Annotated in this window: 13 protein-coding genes; 8 read left to right on the plus strand and 5 right to left on the minus strand. The window is 70.8% G+C overall.

What is annotated here, in order from left to right; all coding sequences use genetic code 11:
- Positions 1 to 67: 67 nt before the first annotated feature.
- A complete protein-coding gene (locus tag H9I38_RS10110) occupies positions 68 to 1,402 on the minus strand; it encodes an MATE family efflux transporter (RefSeq protein ID WP_226338700.1) in 1,335 nt (444 codons plus the stop codon).
- Positions 1,402 to 2,193 carry a CPBP family intramembrane glutamic endopeptidase gene (locus tag H9I38_RS10115; RefSeq protein ID WP_226338701.1) on the minus strand — a complete coding sequence of 264 codons (792 nt, stop codon included), beginning with the start codon at positions 2,191 to 2,193 and terminating at the stop codon, positions 1,402 to 1,404. Before H9I38_RS10115 ends, H9I38_RS10110 begins: the two co-directional genes overlap by 1 nt.
- 97 nt (positions 2,194 to 2,290) lie before the next feature.
- Here H9I38_RS10115 and H9I38_RS10120 point away from each other — a divergent pair, with 97 nt between their 5' ends.
- The 8 genes from H9I38_RS10120 (at position 2,291) to H9I38_RS10155 (ending at position 16,700) form a co-directional block, all read left to right on the plus strand.
- Positions 2,291 to 2,773, plus strand: coding sequence for an SRPBCC family protein (locus H9I38_RS10120; protein WP_226338702.1), 483 nt, complete (start codon positions 2,291 to 2,293; stop codon positions 2,771 to 2,773).
- A 196-nt stretch (positions 2,774 to 2,969) separates the two neighbouring features.
- A complete protein-coding gene (locus H9I38_RS10125; protein WP_226338703.1) occupies positions 2,970 to 3,635 on the plus strand; it encodes a DNA-3-methyladenine glycosylase I in 666 nt (221 codons plus the stop codon).
- Between the two features lie 10 nt (positions 3,636 to 3,645).
- Positions 3,646 to 6,978, plus strand: a complete 3,333-nt coding sequence (gene lysX, locus H9I38_RS10130; RefSeq protein WP_226338704.1) for a bifunctional lysylphosphatidylglycerol synthetase/lysine--tRNA ligase LysX — start codon at positions 3,646 to 3,648, stop codon at positions 6,976 to 6,978.
- Between the two features lie 596 nt (positions 6,979 to 7,574).
- A complete protein-coding gene (locus tag H9I38_RS10135) occupies positions 7,575 to 9,464 on the plus strand; it encodes an FAD-binding monooxygenase (RefSeq protein WP_226338705.1) in 1,890 nt (629 codons plus the stop codon).
- 204 nt (positions 9,465 to 9,668) lie between these two features.
- Complete coding sequence (locus H9I38_RS10140; protein WP_226338706.1) at positions 9,669 to 11,114, plus strand: D-serine ammonia-lyase; 1,446 nt, start codon at positions 9,669 to 9,671, stop codon at positions 11,112 to 11,114.
- Between the two features lie 195 nt (positions 11,115 to 11,309).
- Positions 11,310 to 12,770: an MFS transporter gene (locus H9I38_RS10145; protein WP_226338707.1), complete on the plus strand. Its 1,461-nt coding sequence runs from the start codon at positions 11,310 to 11,312 to the stop codon at positions 12,768 to 12,770.
- A 124-nt stretch (positions 12,771 to 12,894) separates the two neighbouring features.
- The gene (locus H9I38_RS10150) at positions 12,895 to 14,103 is read left to right on the plus strand and encodes an AI-2E family transporter (protein ID WP_226338708.1); all 1,209 of its coding nucleotides are present in this window, start codon (positions 12,895 to 12,897) and stop codon (positions 14,101 to 14,103) included.
- Between the two features lie 296 nt (positions 14,104 to 14,399).
- Entirely contained in the window at positions 14,400 to 16,700 is a 2,301-nt protein-coding gene (locus H9I38_RS10155; RefSeq protein ID WP_226338709.1) for an immune inhibitor A domain-containing protein, read from the plus strand.
- A 48-nt stretch (positions 16,701 to 16,748) separates the two neighbouring features.
- Here H9I38_RS10155 and H9I38_RS10160 read toward each other — a convergent pair whose 3' ends face one another.
- From H9I38_RS10160 to H9I38_RS10170, 3 genes are read right to left on the minus strand one after another with little or no spacing between them, the layout of a single operon-like run.
- Entirely contained in the window at positions 16,749 to 17,390 is a 642-nt protein-coding gene (locus H9I38_RS10160) for a hypothetical protein (RefSeq protein WP_226338710.1), read from the minus strand.
- A gap of 11 nt (positions 17,391 to 17,401) precedes the next feature.
- Positions 17,402 to 18,793 carry a hypothetical protein gene (locus H9I38_RS10165; protein WP_226338711.1) on the minus strand — a complete coding sequence of 464 codons (1,392 nt, stop codon included), beginning with the start codon at positions 18,791 to 18,793 and terminating at the stop codon, positions 17,402 to 17,404.
- Positions 18,794 to 19,564 carry an ATP-binding cassette domain-containing protein gene (locus tag H9I38_RS10170; RefSeq protein WP_226338712.1) on the minus strand — a complete coding sequence of 257 codons (771 nt, stop codon included), beginning with the start codon at positions 19,562 to 19,564 and terminating at the stop codon, positions 18,794 to 18,796. It abuts the gene before it with no gap.
- Positions 19,565 to 19,861: the final 297 nt, after the last annotated feature.

Genomic DNA, 19,861 nt, shown 5'->3' on the forward strand with positions numbered 1-19,861 from the left:
CGCCGGGCGCCCTGCCCGGCCTGCTCAGCTCTCCCGGCCTGCCTGGCCCAGCAGGCCCCGCCCGGCCTCAGGCCTCGCCGCCGAGCCGCATCCACGCGCCGCCGCGCGCCCGCACGAGCAGCGTGACCGCGCGGGCCGCCATGAACCCGAACCCCCATGCGGCCCAGACCGCGGCGAGCTGCCCCGCCGGCTGCGCCTGCGGCCCCGGAGGGAAGACGGCGACGACGCCGCCCAGGCACACCGCGTACACGAGCAGCGTTCCCACCGAGACGAGGGCGAGGTAGCGGAGATCGGAGGCGCCGATGAGAACGCCGTCGAGCACGAAGACCACCGCCGAGAGCGGCTGGGAGGCCGCGAGGACGAGCGCCGCGGCGAGGATCGTGGGCTGGAGGGCGTCCTGGCCGAACCAGCCCGCGAGGAAGGGCGAGCACACGGCCAGGAGCGCCCCCGTGCCGACCCCGAAGGCCGCGCCCCAGCGGAGCATCGTGGAGAGGAAGGCCCGCGCGCGGTCCGCGTTGGACGCGCCGAGCTCCCGGGCGATGAGGGTCTGCGCCGCGATCGCGATGGCGTCCAGCGCGAGCGCCGTCAGCGAGAACAGCCCGTTGACCAGCTGGTGCGCGGCCGCGGCGCCCGGCCCCCAGCCGGTGACCGCGAAGACCGTAGCGAGGATGGCCCCGCGCATGGTCACGCTCCGGACCACGAGCCACACGCCCGCGCCGGCGCTCTGGCGGATGCCGGCCGCCGTCGGGCGGAAGGAGACGCCCTCCGCGCGCATCCGGCGGGCGAGGATCGCCCCCATGACGAGGGCCATGAGCCACTGCGTGGCGGACGTGCCGAGCGCCGAGCCGACGACGCCAAGGCCCGCCCCGAAGACGAGGAGCGCGTTGAGGCCCACGTTGACCACGGCCCCGGCGCCGGCCACCCAGAGCGGCGTGGCGGCATCGCCGAGCCCGCGGAAGACCCCCGTGAGCGCTATGACCGCGAGCATGGCCGTGAGGCCGGGCAGGCTGCCGAGGACGTAGGCGGCGGCGTGCGGCTGCATGGCGCCGCGAGCGCCCATCGCCTCCGCGAGAGCGGGTCCACCGAGCCACCCCGCGGCGGTGAGGGCAAGGCCGAGGAGGAGGGCGAGGGCCACGCCGTCGCGCCCGACCCCGAGCGCCTGGGCCGGACGGCCCGCGCCGAGGAGGCGGGAGACCGCCGGCGTGGTCCCGTAGGCGAGGAAGATGAGGAGGGCGATGCTCGTCTGGACGAGCGTGGACGCGACCCCCACGCCGCCCAGCTCCGCCGTCCCCAGCCGGCCGATCATGGCGGTGTCCGCGAGGACGAAGAGCGGCTCGGCCACGAGGGCGCCGAGCGCGGGCAGGGCGAGGAGGAGGAGCTCTCGGCCGACGCGCTGCCGCATCAGGTGGGCAGGGAGGTCGGCGCCACGTAGAGGAGCGAGAGCGCCATGAGGTTGTGGAGGCCGTGGACCAGGGCGGAGGAGAGGAAGCTCTTGCCCGAGAGGATGTAGATGAGCCCGAAGTTCAGGCCCATGACCAGATACGGCAGCAGCGTGAGCGGGTTGTCCGGCCAGCCTGCGAGCGCGTGCAGCACCGTGAAGGCGACGGCGGAGATCGGCAGGGCGACCCACTGGCTCATGACCCGCGAGAGCTTGCCGAGGAGGACGTTGCGGAAGACGTACTCCTCGACGAGCGGCGCGAAGACCACCGTGGAGACCGCCATGATCGGGAAGGGCACCTTCTTGGCGAGGTCAGCGAGCCCCTGCTGGTTGGCGGACTCCGAGAGGTTGGGGTCCACGAGGCTCATGAGGGCGCCGACGGCGGTGAGGATGAGGACGTTCCCGAGCCAGAACGCGGGGATGAGCCCCCAGGCGAGGCCGGGCCGGGACGTGAAGCGGCGGGCCGCGCGGCGGACGTCCGGCCAGAGCAGCAGGCAGAAGGCGATGATGATGAGGGTGTAGACGCCGGTCTGGAGGAGGGCGCCGGTGAGCGGGTCCTTGAGGTCCGGCCGGATGCCGGCGGCCATGAGGATGCCGAGGAGGGCGGCCACGGGCAGGCCGAGGACGAGGGTGCCCACGTACACGGCCAGGAACGCGGTGTCCCGCCAGGAGAACGGCAGGGTCCAGGGCGGCATGTCCTCGGGGCGCCGGATCTGCGCGAAAGGCGGCATCGGGGCGGGACGCGGCTCGTACATGCATTCGACTCTATAGGCTGTCCTCACAGACGCTGCGCCGGGTCCCACGGCGCAGCCGGCCGGCCCCCGGCCGCCGCCATCGACGAAGGAGACAACCGTGAGCGGATTCCCCGAAGGCTTCGGACAGTTCGAGGTGGAGCACGTGACGAGCGCCCCCGCGGCGGACGTCTACGAGGCGTTCCTCGACCCCGAGCTCATCAGCCGCTGGTTCGGCCCCACCGGCTGGAGCGTCCCGCGCGACACCATCACGGTCGAGCGCCGCGAGGGCGGCGCCTACGCGTTCCAGATGGTCAACGAGGAGGACGAGTCCCAGTCCTCCCCCGTGGACGCCACCATCGACGAGCTCCGCGAGTCCCGCTACATCCGCGCCACCGACCGCGGCGGCGCAGAGCTCGGCCTGCCCTCCGACGTCGTCATGGAGACCCTCGTGGAGGAGACCGGGCAGGGCACCCGCATCCTCATCCGCCAGGCGCCCCTGCCCGAGGTGGTCTTCGAGCCGGCGACGGCGGGCTGGAAGTCCTCGTTCGGCAAGCTCGACGCTCTCCTCGAGGAGCGTGCCGAGGCACAGCGCCGGGGCTGATCCACCCCCCTCTCGCCGGCCGGGCCGGTGGGATGCCGGGGCGACGACGACGGCGCGGCGCGGCAGCCGCCGTCGAACGGAAAGTTGTCCACATTCCGCCGCCGGACGGCACGGGCCGGCCGGAGGACCCCTAGCGTGGAATGTGCCTTGACCGCCGGGCGCCTCGGCCCGGGAGGCTGACCGGAAGGACGCTGCCATGCCCTCACCAGACCTCGTGCTCGGGCCGGACGGCCTGAGACGGCCCGCGTGGGCCTCCTCCTCGGACCTGCTCCGGGAGTACTACGACACGGAATGGGGCATGCCCGTCCACGGGGAGGCCACGGTCTTCGAGCGCCTGGCGCTGGAGGGCTTTCAGGCCGGTCTGTCCTGGGCCACGGTGCTGCGCAAGAGAGAGGCCTTCCGCCGAGAGTTCGCCGGGTTCGAGCCGGAAGCCGTGGCCGCCTTCACGGAGGCGGACGTGGAGCGCCTCCTGCAGTGCGAGGAGATCATCCGCAACCGGCAGAAGATCGAAGCGACGGTCTCCAACGCAGCGGCGGTCATCCGGCTCCGGGAGAAGGGCGGGCTGGAGCAGCTCGTCTGGTCCTTCCAGCCGGAGCAGGGGCTCGCGCCGCGCACCCTGGAGGAGATCCCCTCCCAGTCTGCGGAGTCCCGCGCTCTCTCGAAGGCGCTCAAGAAGGAGGGGTTCCGCTTTGTGGGACCCACCACGATGTTCGCGCTCATGGAGGCCATCGGCGTGGTGGACACGCACCTCGTCGGGTCCCACCGCCGCGGCAGCTCGGGAGTGTGGGCCACCGCGGCGGACGGCACCGTGACCCTGGCGGCGGGGACAGCCGCCCGGACACCACACAGGGAGAACCCATAGCATTTCCACCGTGACAAAACAGCTGGAGTCCAACCGCACCCTTGTGCCCTCGACCCGGGCGGAGGAGACGGGAGCGCGCGTCGTCATCGCGATGTACGGACTGGCGGCCATCGCCTCGGTCTTCGTGCTCCTGGTCCGCGCCACCCGACACCCCGGGCAGAGCACGTTCGTGGAGCAGGTGTTCGGGATCGTGAACATCCCGCTCGCCTCCACCCCCATCTCCGTGCTCGTGCTGTGGATCCTGTGGGGAGCGCTCGCCCGGCGCAAGCGGGTGGCGCTCATCGCCGTCGCCGCCTTCCAGCTGTTGGGAGCGGTGCTGTCCCTGCTGACCCTGGTCAGCCTGGTGCGGGAGGGCTTCCGGCTTCCGGGTCCGCCGCTCGCAGGCCCCCTGCTCGGGCTGCAGTCCGTGCTGGCCGTGCTCATCGGGCTGGCCGCTCCGTTCCTCCTCTACCGGCTGAAGCGGGCGTTCCCGGCCAGGATCCGCTCGGCTCTCTTCCTGCGTGCCCTCCTCGTGACGGGCATCGGGCTCCTCGTCTCCCTGCTGGTCCTCGCGATCCTGCTCAACGTGACCCATGTGCGCGGGGTCGGGGACGTGGAGCTGTTCCTCATCGCCCTCAAGCGGTCCCTCGGCATCAACGTCCACCTGCTGCCGCACGAGGCCGTGCGCGGCGTGTTCCTCATCTCGCAGGTCGTGTCCGCGCTTCTCGCAGCGAGCCTCTGCGCCGGACTGTACGTGCTCCTGCGCCCGAGCAGCCGCGAGTCCCACGAGGGCCCCGAGGCCGAGGAGCGCGTCCGCGAGCAGCTGCTGCACATGGAGGCCCCGGACTCCCTCTCCTACTTCTCCACGCGGCGGGACAAGCGGGTCTTCACGTCCTCGGACGGGCGGGCGAGCCTGACGTACCGGCTGATCAGTCCCGTGTGCCTCGTCTCCGCGGATCCCATCGGCCCTCGCTCCTCCTGGAAGCAGCTCACCACGGAGTGGATGAGCGCCTGCCGTACCTACGGCTGGAGCCCCGCCGTCATCGGCGCCTCCGAGGCGGCGGCGCGGATCTACGTGGAGCGGGGGCTGAGCGTGGTCTCCCTCGGGGACGAGGCGGTCCTGCGCCCGGACCGCTTCACCCTGAACAACGCGGCCATGACCAGCGTCCGGCACTCAGTGCAGAGGGCGAGGCGGGCCGGCCTCGCCGTCGGCATCCACCGCATGCGGGACCTGAACGCGGAGCAGCGGGAGGCCCTCGCCACCACGGTCCGCAACTGGCGGACGGCCCGCGAGCGCGGCTTCTCCATGGCGCTCGGCCGGTTCAACGACGACGCGGACATGGACAGCGTCGTCGTCGTGGCCCATGACGTCGAGGGCACCCTGTTCGGCCTCCTAACGTTCGTGCCGTGGGGCTCCAACTCGCTCTCGCTCGATCTCATGCTCCGTCACCCCAAGGCGCCGAACGGCACCAACGAGCTCATGATCAGCGAGCTCATGGCTTTCGGCCGGGACAACGGCATCCAGCGCGTCTCGCTCAACTTCGCGGTGTTCCGCGGCATCTTCGCGGACGCGGACCGGCTCGGCGCGGGTCTCGCCACGCGCGTGAACTCGGGCATCCTGGGCGTGCTGGACCGCTTCACCCAGGTGGAGAGCCTCTATCGGGCCAACCAGAAGTTCGACCCGGAGTGGTCGCCCCGCTTCTTCCTCTTCGACGGCGCATTCTCCCTCCTCCGCGCGGGCTGGGCCGCCGGCGTCGCCGAGGGATTCCTCCCGGAGCTGCCGTGGAACAAGCCGTACATCCGCGAGCCCATGACGCGGGAGAGCTTGGAGCGCCTGCACGGCCAGTCGCTCACGCTCCGCAGCGCCGCGGTGGACGACGTCATGCACGTCCCCAACGCCTACACCCGGCTGCGGCTCGCGCAGGCGTCCCGTCTGCGGGACAACGGCATGTCCCCCTACCCGCTCGGGTCCCGGGAGACCACGCGCCTCGGGCAGCTGGCGGCTGAGGACTGGGGTCCCTCGCGTCGGCTCAGCCTCTACGGCCGGGCGCGGAGCGTGCGCAAGCACGGCGGCGTGGTCTTCGTGGACCTCGTGGACGGCAGCGCGACCCTCCAGGCCGTGTTCGAGCGGGACTCGACTGAAGGCTTCGAGGCGCTGCGCACCGGGATCGGCACGGGAGACCTCATCGTCGTCGAGGGCGTCCCCGGAGAGTCCCGCAACGGAACGCCCTCCCTGCTCGCGAGCTCGTGGAGCATGGGGGCCAAGACGCTGCACCCGGTCCCGTTCCGGGGCCTGACGGACCCGGAGGCGCGTCTGCGCCGCCGCTCCACCGAGCTGCTCACCAACCCCGCGCAGACCGAGCGCCTGCGTCTGCGCTCCCGCGCGGTCCACGCGCTGCGCGAGGTGCTGACGGGAGCCGGCTTCATCGAGGTGGAGACGCCGATGCTCAACACGGTCCACGGCGGCGCCACCGCCCGGCCGTTCAAGACGTTCATCAACGCCTACGGCGTGGACCTCACGCTGCGCATCGCCCCCGAGCTCCAGCTCAAGCGTCTGCTCGTGGGCGGCCTGGGCCCGGTCTTCGAGATCGGGCGCAACTTCCGCAACGAGGGCGCGGATGCCACCCACAACCCCGAGTTCACGGCCCTCGAGGCCTACGAGCCGTTCGGCGACTACACCACGATGCGCCAACTCACCGAGAAGCTCATCAAGCACGCGGCGCTCCAGGCGCACGGCTCGGTCAGCCTGCCGCTGCGGACGGCCTCTGAAGAGGCGGAGGGCGGCAGCGCCCTCGTCCTGACGGACGTCTCGCGGCCCTGGCCGGTGGTGAGCGTCCTGGACGCGGTCTCCGAGGCCGTGGGCCAGAAGGTCACGCTGGACACGGACATCGAGACGCTCCTCGAGCTCTGCCGGGCTCACGACGTCCCCTTCCGCCCGGAGATGGGGCCGGGGGCGCTCATCGAGGAGCTCTACGGAGAGATCGTCGAGCCTGCCACCGTCTTCCCGACCTTTTACGTGGACTTCCCCGTGGAGACGAGCCCCCTCGCCGGTCCGCACCGGCACATCCCGGGGCTCGCCGAGCGGTGGGACCTCGTGGCCAACGGCATGGAGATCGGCACCGCCTACTCCGAGCTCGCGGACCCCGTGGAGCAGCGCCGCCGCCTCACCGAGCAGTCCCTCAAGGCCGCCCACGGCGACCCCGAGGCGATGGCCGTGGACGAGGACTTCCTCTACTCGCTCGAGACGGGCATGCCCCCGGCCGGCGGACTCGGCATCGGCGTGGACCGTATGGTCATGCTGCTCACCGGCACCAACATCCGGGACGTCCTCACGTTCCCGTTTGTGCGCCCGCTCGGCTCCTGACGCCGGAGCGGCCTGCCCACCCACGCTCATTCGCACCATGAATTCGTGCGACCCTGCCCCGTTCACACCCGGAATCGTGTAGCCCAGCCCGTTCACACCCGGAGCGCGCGGCGCTGCCCCGTCTACACCCAGAACCGTGTAGCCCAGCCCGTTCACACCCGGTTTTCATCGAAAACACCCGTTTCCGAGCGCCTTTCTGAGCGAAAACGGGTGCCACGGCAGAAGCGGGTGCGGGGAGGACGAGCTTCAGGCCCTCCGCACCCGGAACTGTGCAGCCCCCCGTCCGCGCCCCGGCCCCAGCCTTGCCCACCCCGGCCCAAGCCCCTATGATCTAGAACACAGTTCGCTCTGAGAACACCGAGTTCTCTGAGCGAACTCGTGCAACGGAGAACGCCGGTAGCCGGGTCGCAGACCCCGGGCCCGCACGAAGCCGCCTGCGCAGCCGCCGATGCAGCCGCCCGGACAGCACCCCGGGCACCGTCACGGCAGCCGTCCGGGCACTCGCCGAGACCCCCAACCGTCGCCCGACCACACCCCCACCACGCCGACCAGACAGAAGCCCCCGACACCGCCGTCGGAGAAGGAGCCGGGAAGCCATGCAGTTCCACCACCACGGATACGTCTCCCATGACCCGATGATCCAGGCCGCGGACGGCGTCGGCGTCGACCGCCCGGAGGAGCTCCCGGACACGATGGACGTCCTCATCGTGGGCACGGGCCCCGCCGGAATGATCACGGCCGCTCAGCTCTCGCAGTACCCGCAGGTCAACACGCGCATCATCGAGCGCCGGCCCGGCCGCCTCGAGGTGGGCCAGGCGGACGGCATCCAGGCGCGCTCGGTGGAGACGTTCCAGGCGTTCGGTTTCGCCAACCGGGTCATCGACGAGGCATACCACATCACCGAGATGGCCTTCTGGAAGCCGGACCCCGAGAAGCCGGAGAACATCATCCCCGGCGCCCGCCCGGTGGACGACCCGCACGGCGTCAGCGAGTTCCCGCACCTCATCGTGAACCAGGCCCGCATCCTGGACTACTTCGCCGAGTTCATGCGGAACTCCCCGGCCCGCCTCACGCCGGACTTCGGCTACGAGTTCGTCACCCTGACGGTCGAGGACGGCGAGGAGCACCCCGTCGTCGTCACCCTCCGCCACACCGCCGGCCCGCTCGAGGGGCAGGAGAAGACGGTGCGGGCCAAGTACGTCGTCGGCTGCGACGGCGCGCGCTCGGGGGTGCGCGCCGCGATCGGACGGAAGCTCGAGGGCGACCAGGCCAACCACGCCTGGGGCGTCATGGACGTGCTCGCGACGACGGACTTCCCGGACATCCGGCTCAAGTGCGCCATCCAGTCGCAGCACGGCTCGATCCTGCACATCCCCCGCGAGGGCGGCCACCTCTTCCGCATGTACGTGGACCTCGGCGAGGTGCACCCCGAGAGCAAGGGCGAGATCCGCAGCACCACGCTGGACGAGGTCATCGCCAAGGCGAACGCGATCCTGCACCCGTATTCGCTCGACGTGAAGCACGTCGCCTGGAACAGCGTCTACGAGGTGGGCCACCGCCTCACGGACAAGTTCGACGACGTCGACGACACCGACGACGCCCGCCAGCCCCGCGTCTTCATCACGGGCGACGCCTGCCACACGCACTCCGCCAAGGCGGGCCAGGGCATGAACGTCTCGATGCAGGACGGCTTCAACATCGGCTGGAAGCTCGGCCACGTCCTCTCTGGCCTCAGCCCGGAGTCTCTGCTGCGGACGTACTCGGCGGAGCGCCAGGTCATCGCGAAGAACCTCATCGACTTCGACAGGGAGTGGTCCACGCTCATGGCCACCCCCTCGGACCAGCTCCCGGACCCGGAGTACCTCGAGGACTTCTACGTCAAGACCGCGGAGTTCCCGGCCGGCTTCATGACCGAGTACACCGAGTCCCAGATCACCGGCGGCCAGGAGCACCAGGGCCTCGCCAAGGGCTTCCCCGTGGGCAAGCGCTTCAAGTCCGCGCGGGTCAACCGGGTCTGCGACGCGTTCCCGCTGCACCTCGGCCATCAGGCGACGGCGGACGGGCGCTGGCGCGTCTACGTCTTCGCGGACGAGGGCGCAGGCGAGGGCCGCTCGGAGACCCTGCGGCGCTGGGCGGAGTGGATGGAGACCTCGCCCGAGTCGCCGGTCAACCGCTTCACCCCGGCCGGGGCCGACAAGGACGCGCTGTTCGACGTCAAGGCGGTCTTCCAGGAGGAGCACCTCGACGTGAAGATCAACGACGTCCCCGCGGTCTTCACCCCCGAGGTGGGCCCGTACCGCCTGCGCTACCTCGAGAAGGTCTACGCCTCCCTGCCGGATGAGGACGTCTTCGCCGAGCGGGAGATCAGCCGGGAGGGGTGCGTCGTCGTCGTCCGGCCGGACCAGTACGTGGCGGGGGTCTTCCCCCTCACCGAGCCGGAAGCGCTGGGGCGGTTCTTCGAGCCGGTCTTCCTCGAGCAGAGGTAGGGGCTGCGCTCTCCCTCCCCTCCGGCCTGCCCGGCCTGCCCGGCCTGCCCAGCCTGCCCGGAAAAGTGGCGCGTTTCGTGCAGTTTTCGCCCTGAAACTGCACGGAACGCGCCACTTTTCGTCGGGGGGGCTGGAGAAACGAGGCCTCCCGGGTAGCGTCAAGGACGGACAGCCCCGCACGCCCGCGACCCGGAGGAGGCAGGCATGCCCGATCAGCTGAACATCCGCCCCGAAGACATCCGCCCCGAGCGCCCCGACGAGCACGGAGCCGCCGTCCTCGAGGACCTCAGGGCCGCCCGGCCCACGCTCTGGGTGCCGGACCGGTCCGCGGATCAGGCGCCGAGCGGGACTGAGAAGGGCGCCCCGGGCCAGGAGCCCGCCACCGGCGCCCGTGCCGCGAACCCGGTGCCTGGCCCGGCTGCGGAACCCGCTCCCGCCGGAAGCCCCATCTCCCCCGAGGCCCTCGAGGAGGCGAGGGCGCGGTTCGAGTGGTTCGCGCCGCTCGTCGAGCGCATCTGGCCGGAGACGGCGCCGAGCGCGGGCGTCATCGAGTCCCGCCTTGTCCACACGCCCGCCCTCCGCGAGGCCCTGCAGCGCGAGACCGACGCGGAGCTCGGCCCGCTCTGGGCCAAGTGCGACAACGAGCTGCCCGTCACCGCCTCCGTCAAGTCCCGCGGCGGCATCAACGCCGTGTTCGCCTTCGCGCAGCGGGTCCTGGAGGAGAGCGGGATCGGCCTGGAGCGCGGTCCGCTCGTCTTCCTTGAAGACGGGGTCCGCGAGGCCATGTCCCGCCGCACGATCGCCGTGGGCAGCACGGGCAACCTGGGCCTCTCGATCGGCCTGGCGGGCCGCGCGCTCGGCTTCCGCGTCCAGGTCCACATGTCCGAGGACGCGAAGGCATGGAAGAAGGAGCGCCTCCGGGCCCAGGGCGCCGAGGTGATCGAGCACGCCGGCCGCTTCAGCACCGCCGTCACCGAGGCGCGGGAGGCCTCCGCGCAGGACCCCTCCTCCTTCTTCATCGACGACGAGCAGTCCTCCGACCTCTTCCTCGGCTACGCCGTCGCGGCCCGCCGCCTCGCCGGCCAGCTCGAGGCCCTCTCGGTGCCGGTCACCGCGGACCGCCCGCTCTTCCTCTACCTCCCGTGCGGCGTGGGCGGCTCCCCCGGCGGCATCGCCTACGGCGCCACGCGGCTGTTCGGGGACCGGGTCCGCTGCGTCTTCGTCGAGCCGACCCATGCGCCCTCTGTTCTCCTCGGCACCCTGACGGGCCTCCACGAGCGCGTCCACGTCGCGGACATCGGCCTCGACGGCCTCACGGAAGCGGACGGCCTCGCCGTCCAGCGCCCCTCCGCGCTGGTGGGCCGGGAGGTCGGCGGGCAGGTCTCGGCGTTCGCCACGGCCGACGACGGCGATCTCGTCCGCGCCCTCGCCCTCGCGCACTCCTCTGAGGGGCTCAGGGCGGAGCCCTCGGCGGCGGCGGGGCTCGTCGCGGCGTCGTCGCTCGCAAGGGCGGAGGACGGGACGCTCGCCCGCGCGGGGATCTCGCGGGAGCAGATCCGGCGCGGCACGCATGTGGCGTGGCTGACCGGCGGCGCGATGATGCCGGACGCGGAGTTCGGGCAGCTCCTCCGGCGAGGCGGACGGCCCTGAACCGGGGCGGAGACTCCTGACGCGAGGCGTAGTGTAGGCGTTCCAAGCAGTCTGGGACTGTGCGCGGCACGCGGGAAGCCTGTGAACCAGGTCAACTAATTAGATTAGTTACATAAATGCCCGTATCGTTGCCAATCGGTGTCGGCCGGAGATCCCGGGCGCCGCCGGGCCATGCACCCAAGGGAAGGAACCTCCATGTTCGGTCCTGAGTCAGTCCGCCGCAGGTGGACCGTCGACGAGGTCACCGTCACCGACCCCGGAATCGTCAAGCGCGCCATCGGCGCGGCCGCCATCGGCAACGTCACCGAGTGGTACGACTTCGGCGTCTACGGCTACCTCCAGACGACCATCCAGGGCGTGTTCCTGCCTCCGGACCTCAAGGGTCCCGTCGGCTCGATCATCGTGGCGGCGCTCTTCGCCGTCGCGTTCCTCGTCCGGCCGATCGGCGGCTTCGTGCTCGGCCCGCTCTCCGACAAGATCGGCCGCAACAAGGTCCTCGCGATGACGATGATCATGATGGCGCTCGGCACCTTCGCCATCGGCGTCCTGCCGAGCTACGCGGCCATCGGCCTCGCGGCGCCGTTCCTGCTCCTCGCCTGCCGCCTCGTCCAGGGCTTCTCCACGGGCGGTGAGTACGGCAACGCCATGACCTTCATCGCCGAGTACGCGCCGGACCGCCGCCGCGGCTTCTTCGGCAGCCTGCTCGAGTTCGGCACGTTCACGGGCTACCTCCTCGGCGCCTCCACGGCCACGATCATGACCGCCGTCCTGACCGACGAGCAGATGACCTCCTGGGGCTGGCGCCTGCCGTTCTTCGTGGCGCTCCCCCTCGGCTTCGTGGGCGTCTACCTGCGGTCCAAGCTCGCCGACACCCCCGCCTTCACGGCGATGGAGGAGAAGGCCGAGCAGGAGGACAAGTCCCGCAAGGAGAAGGGCGAGTTCAAGCGCATCCTCACCCTGTGGCCCAACATGCTCGCCTGCATCGGCCTCGTGCTCGCCTGGAACGTCACCAACTACATGCTGACGGCCTACGTTCCGCAGTACTTCCCCACGATCAAGGAGATGCAGGGCACGGGCGGCGTCTCGGAGCTCACGTCCTCCGTCCTGCAGATCATCGTCATGGCGGTCTGCCTGGCGCTCATCCCGGTCATCGGCCGCCTCTCGGACCGCTTCGGCCGCAAGGCGATCATCCGGATCGGCTCCGCTGCGCTCATCGTGCTGGCGGTCCCGTCCGTCCTGCTCATCCGCGCCGACGGCGTCTTCACGATCCTCTGCGGCCTGCTCATCATGGGCCTCAGCCTGATCTGCTTCAGCGCCACGATGCCGTCCACGCTGCCGTCCCTCTTCCCGACGGCGGTCCGCGCGGGCGCCCTGTCCATCGCGTTCAACATCTCCATCTCGCTGTTCGGCGGCACCACGTCCACCGTCATGGCCTCGCTCATCAACGCGACCCACGACCTCATGTGGCCCGCCTACTACCTCATCATCGCGGGCGTCATCGGCCTCGTCTCGGTCCACTGGATCAAGGAGTCCAACGGCCGGCACCTCTGGGGCTCCACGCCGTCGGCCGAGTCCCACGAGGAGGCGCACGAGATCGTCGAGGACCTCAACCAGGAGGCCGCCGCGGCCGAGGCGGAGCCCGCCGGCGCCCGGTAGCGCGCACGCCCGCCTGCCGCTCGCACAGCAGGCCGGCCTATGCTGAAGCGTGGGCCCGGAGTCACCAGGCTCCGGGCCCACGCCCGTATCCGCCCCGTTCCCCGACCCAGCCAGGACCCCAGCCATGCACTCTGCGCACCTGAGAACCCCGGACCCCGCAGCCAAGCCCCTGAAGAACCTGTGGAGCGACAACATCGGGCACGCCGCCACCCGCGTCCTCCAGGTGCTCATCTTCTGCGTCGGCATCGGCGTCATCGCCTGGGGCCTCACCACCCAGGCGCTCGCGACGCTGCCCGTGCTCATCGCGATCATTCTCACCTGCGCCCTGCACCCCGCCCTGGAGGCCCTGCGGAAGCGCGGCGTGGGCCGGATCGGCTCCACGGTCATCACGTTCGTGGGCACCATCCTGCTCCTGCTCGGCGTGTTCTCCCTCGTGGGCGTGTCCATCGCCAACCAGACGGACGAGCTCGTGGCCAAGGCCATCCAGGGCGTCGACCGCCTCCAGGAGTGGCTGGGCCGCTTCGGCATGCAGATCGACGAGGCCCGCCTCCAGCAGCTCGAGAAGTCCCTCAACTCCTCGGGCGGGGACCTCGGCCAGCGGGCCCTCCACGGGTTCGCCACGGCCGGCGAGATCGCCACGGGCACCATCCTCACGCTCGTGCTCCTCTTCTTCTTCCTCCTCGACGGGGACCGGATGTGGGGCTTCATCAAGCGCTTCATCCCCACCCGCCGCCGCGAGGACGCCCAGGCCGCCGGCATCGCGAGCGTCAAGGTGCTCGGCAACTACGTCCGCGGAACGGTCACCATCGCGGCGTTCGCGGCCGTCGTGGACACCATCGCGATGCTCGTCATGGGCGCCCCGCTCGCCATCCCGCTCGGCACCCTCATCTTCTTCGGCGCGTTCGTCCCGATCGTCGGCGCGCTCGTGACCGGCCTGCTCGCGGCGCTCGTCACGCTCGTGACGCTCGGCCCGATCCCGGCGCTGGTCCTCGTGGGCATCGTCATCCTCGTCAACCAGATCGAGCACCACATCCTGCAGCCGAAGGTCATGGGCAACTCGCTCGGCCTCCACGGCGCGGTCATCCTCGTGGCGCTCGCCATCGGCGCGCACATCGGGGGCGTCTCCGGCGCGATCGTCGCCGTCCCGCTCACCGCCGTCACCTGGGGCGTGGTCCGCACGCTCATCGAGATGCGCGGCGGCCTCGAGGGCGACGACGGCGAGCGCGTGGCCCCGGCCCTCGAGGAGGACCTCGCGGACGAGCGCGGGGAGGAGAAGGGGAACGACCTCGCCGAGCGGGTCTCGGACAAGGACGCCGGAGCCGAGAAGGCCTAGCCCGCCGACCCCCGTCTCACCCGCCCTCATCCCGATTTGTGGCGCGTTTCGTGCGATTTCGGCCCTGAAATCGCACGAAACGCGCCACAAGTCTGTCTGGGGTCTGTCTTGGGGCTGTCTCGGGGGCGAGGGCGGCCGCCGTCGTCGTCCTCTCCGCCTCCCGCGGTCTCCGTCTCCGTCTCCGTCTCCGAAAGAAGTCTTGAGAAACCCTTGACGAACCTGAGTGCTGCCTGAGTAGGATCTAAACGCTCACACACAATGTGATGCAAGTCTCACAAGCAGATCCAGGTGACATCATGAAGATCTCCCGCATTGCGGCCGGCGCGGCCACGGCCCTCGCCCTCCTTGCGGCCTCGATCCCGACGACGGCGTCGGCGAGCCCCGCACAGGACGACGGCGCACCCGTGGCGCCCAGCCAGGCGCCACAGCCCCAAGCCCAGGCCACGCAGCGCCAGGACAACCTCCCCGGCCCCTTCACCGAGAAGCAGCAGCAGCTGCGCCTCAAGGCGCAGGAGAAGGTCCGGCGCGGGCACGCCAAACCGAACGCGAAGGGCGTGGTGAAGGTGGACTCGAAGAACTTCGTCGAGACCTCCACCCCGCGCAGCGACAAGATCTTCACGATCCTGTCCGAATTCGGCGGCACGGGCCCCAAGCACAACCAGATCCCCAAGCCGGACCGGGCCAAGGACAACTCCACGCTGTGGACCGAGGACTTCAGCCCGGCGTACTACGGGAACCTCTTCAACGGCCCCTCGAACTCGATGAAGGACTACTACGAGAAGCAGTCCAACGGCGTCTACTCCGTCACCAACCAGGTGGAGAACTGGGTCACCGTGCCGGGCAGCGCGGCGACGTACGGCGCCAACGCCGTCGAGCAGAAGGGCGGGGCCTGGAACTTCGTCAAGGACACGGGCAACTCCTGGTATGACGCGCAGCTCAAGGCGGGCAAGACGCCGGCGCAGATCGACGCGTACCTCTCCCAGTTCGACGTCTGGGACCGGTACGACTACGACCACGACGGCAACTTCAACGAGCCGGACGGCTACATCGACCACTTTCAGGCCGTCCACGCCGGCGAGGGCGAGGAGGCCGGCGCGAGCGAGGACGCCATCTGGTCCCACCGCTGGTACGCCTTCGGCGGGCAGGCCGGGACGTCGGGCCCCGCGCAGAACAAGGCCGGCGGCACGCAGATCGGCGGCTCGAAGTACTGGATCGGCGACTACACCACGGAGCCGGAGAACGGCGGCCTGGGCGTGTTCGCGCACGAGTACGGCCACGACCTCGGCCTGCCGGACTACTACGACACCACGAACAAGGCCGAGAACGGCACCGGCTTCTGGACCATCATGAGCGCGGGCTCGTGGCTCGGCCGGGACGAGGTGGTCGGCACCGGCGACACCCCGGGCGGATTCGGCCCGAACGAGAAGCTCTTCCTCGGCTGGCTGCGCGGCTCCAACGTCCCGCTCGGCCAGACCCAGACGGAAACCCTCAACCCGTCCCAGTTCCACCGCGCGGGCCAGGACCAGGCCGTGCGCGTGGACCTGCCGGACAAGGTGGAGCGCATCCAGTTCCCCGCGCCGGTCCAGGGCCGGAAGTCCTGGTGGTCCGGCGAGGCCGACAACCTGAACGGCTCCCTCACCGCCCAGGTCCCCGCGCCCAAGGGCCGGCACGCGTCCCCCGTCATCACGGTCTCGGCGCAGGCCGCGTGGGACATCGAGCAGGACTACGACTTCCTCTACCCCGAGTACTCGACCGACGGCGGCAAGACCTGGGCGCTCGCCGTCAACACGGCCACCGGGAAGGCCGAGCCGCTCACCGGCTCGAGCCAGGGAGCGTGGAACCGGCTCGGCTACACGTACGACTCCCAGGGCCGTCCCTCCCAGTTCCGCCTGCGGTACCAGACCGACGGCGCGACGACGGGCCACGGGGCCTGGGTCGACTCGCTCAGCATCACGGGCCGGGGCGTCAGCGTCAAGACCGGCGCCGAGGGCAGGAAGCCGTCCAAGGGCTTCACCGCCGACCCCAACTGGACCCAGAACCCCGGCTACACGGACAAGCGCTCCGAGCGCTTCTACCTCATCGAGAACCGGCAGTTCCAGGGGTACGACGCCGTGCTCAAGACCGGCCCGTACAACTACGGCGAGCGGCAGACCCGGCCCAAGTGGGTGCAGCACTTCCCGTACACGCCGGGCATGCTCGTCTGGCTCGTGGACGGCGGGTTCAAGGACAACAACACGTCCCAGCACCCGGGCGGCGGACAGGCCCTGCCGGTGGACGCGCGGGTCGCCCCGATCATCGCGCCCAACGGCATGATGCCGCTCGGCGGGCGGCGCCAGTCCTATGACGCCACGTTCGGCCTGGGGACCTGGCCCCGGCTCTGCCTGCCCACGCAGACCGAGACCGGCACCGTCACCCCGTGCGCGCCGGAGGCCAAGCAGTCCCCGACGTTCGACGACTCCGACCCGAACGCCTACTACGACCAGCGCCTGCCCTACCACTCGGTGCAGGTGGCCGGCCACGGCGTGAGGGCCACGGTCACGGGCCAGGGCCCGGACGGCTCGCTCACGGTGAGCATCGCCAATCCGGCGGGGCGGTAGGCTCGCCCTCCCTCCCCTCCAGCCGTTTGTGGCGCGTTTCGTGCGATTTCAGGCCGAATTCCGCACGAAACGCGCCACAAACCGGGGGCTGGAGACGAGGCGGCAGGCGACGACGACGGCGAGCCCCGCCAACGCCGTCAACATCGCCATCGGGTTCCCGAGGTCCCGCCGCACAAGCCACGCCCAGGCGTAGACGCCTCCACTTGGATCCCGCGCGAACGTAGCGCTGACGGCGAGGAGCAGCACCGGGGCCGCCCCCGCCAGAACGCCAGGCGGCACGGCCGACGACGAACTCGCCGGCGCCGCCATACGACGGGCCGCGGCAATGCACTTCACGGCCTCCGCCAGCAGGGCGAGCACTGCCGCGTTCCGCGCGAACAGCGCCATGGGAGTGAGGGCAGACAGGGCGGCGGCAACCGCGACCCCCGCCAAGACCACCACGCCTGTGAAAAGAGCCGAGGCATCAGCAGGACGACGGACGGCCCCGCCCATCCACGCCGCTTCCCCGGCATCCGCACACCCCACAGCCACGGCGACCAGAGCTGCGGCCAGGAGGGCCGGAAGCGGGAGCGCCGTTGCGGTCGACTCCAGTCCCACGAGGGGGAGGGCGACGTCGATCGCGCCGCCCGCACCCGCCACGGCTCCGCAGAGGACCGCAGCTCCGAGGGCCGCCCACGGATGCCGGGACATGAGGGCCCACCTCATGACCGCGCAGCAGGGGTCGGGGGCGCTTTGCAGCGGCTCATCGCCGCATAGGAAGCCCGCAGCCATTCGGCACGTACGCCCTCGCTGCGGGCGGTCGCCTCAGCCTCCGGTCTCCGCGATGCCGCGTTCTGCAGCTCCAGCCGTTCGAGCTCACGGAGGGCCTCAGCCGTCGCGTCGTCGTGCCCGAGAGCCCACGCGGCCTCGAGGAAAGACAAGACGGCGAACTCGCCATACGCGTCCATGTCCGGCGCCCCCTCCCCCTCCGGACACCGCTGGAACACGAGGTGGTGGGCGAACGTCGCGGCGGCCGAGCGGATCACCTCGACCTCTGTCATGTCAGGTGCGGTGAAGACGTTGGCCACGTCCTGGTCGAGCAACGGCGACTCGTGGGGCCTCTCGAGGGACACCACCCGCCGGATCCGAGGCAGGCCAGCCTCCTCCAAGGCGGAGAACACCGCCGCGATCAGGGGACGGCGGTCCGCCTCGGAGAGCTGCACGGCGGTGGCGCAGACCTCGGGCGGCTCAAACCGTCCACCCTTCCGTCCGTCTGCTCCCGGGCTCTGCGCGGCACCGCCCTCGTCTGAGCGTCGGCACAGCAGCTCGCCTTCTCCGATCGGGACAGTCGGGAAGACGCCCAGACCTCGCCCCGTCACCATGCCCGCTGCGAGAGCGAGAACAAGACAAACGGCTGGGCCCGACGCCTCGAGGAGTTCGACACAGGAGCGCGCCGCTCTCCTCGGGCGGCCGAGCACCGCTGCCAGCGCCGCGAATCCGGCAGCCGCCGCGAGGGAGACGACGAGCAGCGTCAGCGGCGCCGCCGGGTCCAGCCGGTTGACGGGGGTACAGCACAGTGCCATGACAGGACCGGCCATGTATCTGAGCTGGAGCGGCTCGAGGGTCCAGGCGAACGCGATCCAGAGGTAGGAGAGCAGCACCGCACCGGGCACGGCGAACACCTGGCGGATCAGAAGGCCGAGGACGTGCCCCGCTGCCGCATGCGGCAGAACCGCCGCCACCAGGGAAGCAGCCAGAAGTGCGTTCGGCCCGTCCGGCGCGGGCCCGGCCATCGCGGTCAGGACCCCGAACGCAGCGCACTGCACTGCAGCCCCCGCAGCGAATCCGGGCCAGATCCGTCCCCACACGAGCCTGAGCGGAGGGCGAACTGCCGCCTCGAGCACACCGCTGCTGCCGCGGACGCGCCCTCCTTCCACCGCCGAGGACGCGGCGGCCAAAGGACCCGAGACCAGGAGAAGCAGCGCCGAAAACGCCCCCGCCGCCTCCCTGTGGCCGCGGAAGTCCGCCGGATCCGCGAACAGTCCGATGTACACCGCAGCCACCCCGAGCCCGACCGCGAGAAAGGCCCACGCCGGTCTGCGCAGTCCACTCACCTAGGCCTCCTCGGTGACGAGCCGCCGGTACGCCTCGCGGAGCGGATCGCTCTGCGTGGGCTCACGCGCCACGGCCTGCGCGAGGAGATCAGGCCGCCTCCCCTGGAACCTCACCTCACCCCGATCCAGCACGACGACGTCCGTGTACTCCTCCCCCACGTCTTCCGTCTGGTGGGTGGCGACCACGACGACGATCTCCTCCGAAAGACCCGCCACGAGGTCGCGGAGGCGCTCTCGCTGGAGGGGGTCTAGCCCCGCAGAGGGCTCGTCGAGCAGGATGACTCGAGCCTCATGGGCCAGGGCTCCGGCAAGACCGAGCCTCTGCCGCTGGCCGCCGGAGAGGGCGGTTGCCTTGCGGTCGGCGAGGTCGGCCAGACCGACGGTCTCCAGGGCCGCCAAGGCTCTGTCTTTCGCCTCTGCTCGAGAGGCGCCCTTGAGCCAAGCCGCATAGGCGGCGTGCTCTCTGACCGTCAGACCGGCGAGCGGCTCGAAGCGCTGTGGCAGCCAGGCGACCTGGCGGCGGAAGGCCCGGGAAGAGGACGGGACCGGTTCCCGCTGACCGTCCACCCCGTCCTCGCGAAGCTCCACGCGACCCCGGTCCGGCAGGAAAACGCCGGCTGCAAAGGCCAACAGGGTCGACTTTCCCGCCCCGTTCGGCCCGAGAAGCGCCGTCTTCCCAGGGCTGAACTGAATGCTCAGACCCGGGAAGACGACCTCTCGAGCCCTTCGGCCTCGGTAGGCGAATCGGAGCTCATCGACGACGAGTCGCACAAGCGGCCCCACGCCCGCCCCTTAGAACCTGCACCCGCATCACAGCCTCCAACCAGTCAGCACCCTCTGGATGAGGGTTGAGCCGATGATACACATCACAGGCGACTGTTATGCACTTCCTTCCGCCCCCCCCCCCGGCAAGAATGGAGCGATCCGTGCAGTCTGGAGCCTCAAACTGCACGGATCGCTCCATTCTCGGGGACCTGGCCGAGGGGTCCCCTCCCCCTCCAGCCGTTTGTGGCGCGTTTCGTGCGATTTCAGGCCGAATTCCGCACGAAACGCGCCACAAACCGGGGG

The sequence above is a fragment of the Arthrobacter sp. UM1 genome (genome assembly GCF_020483305.1).
Lineage (GTDB): Bacteria > Actinomycetota > Actinomycetes > Actinomycetales > Micrococcaceae > Falsarthrobacter.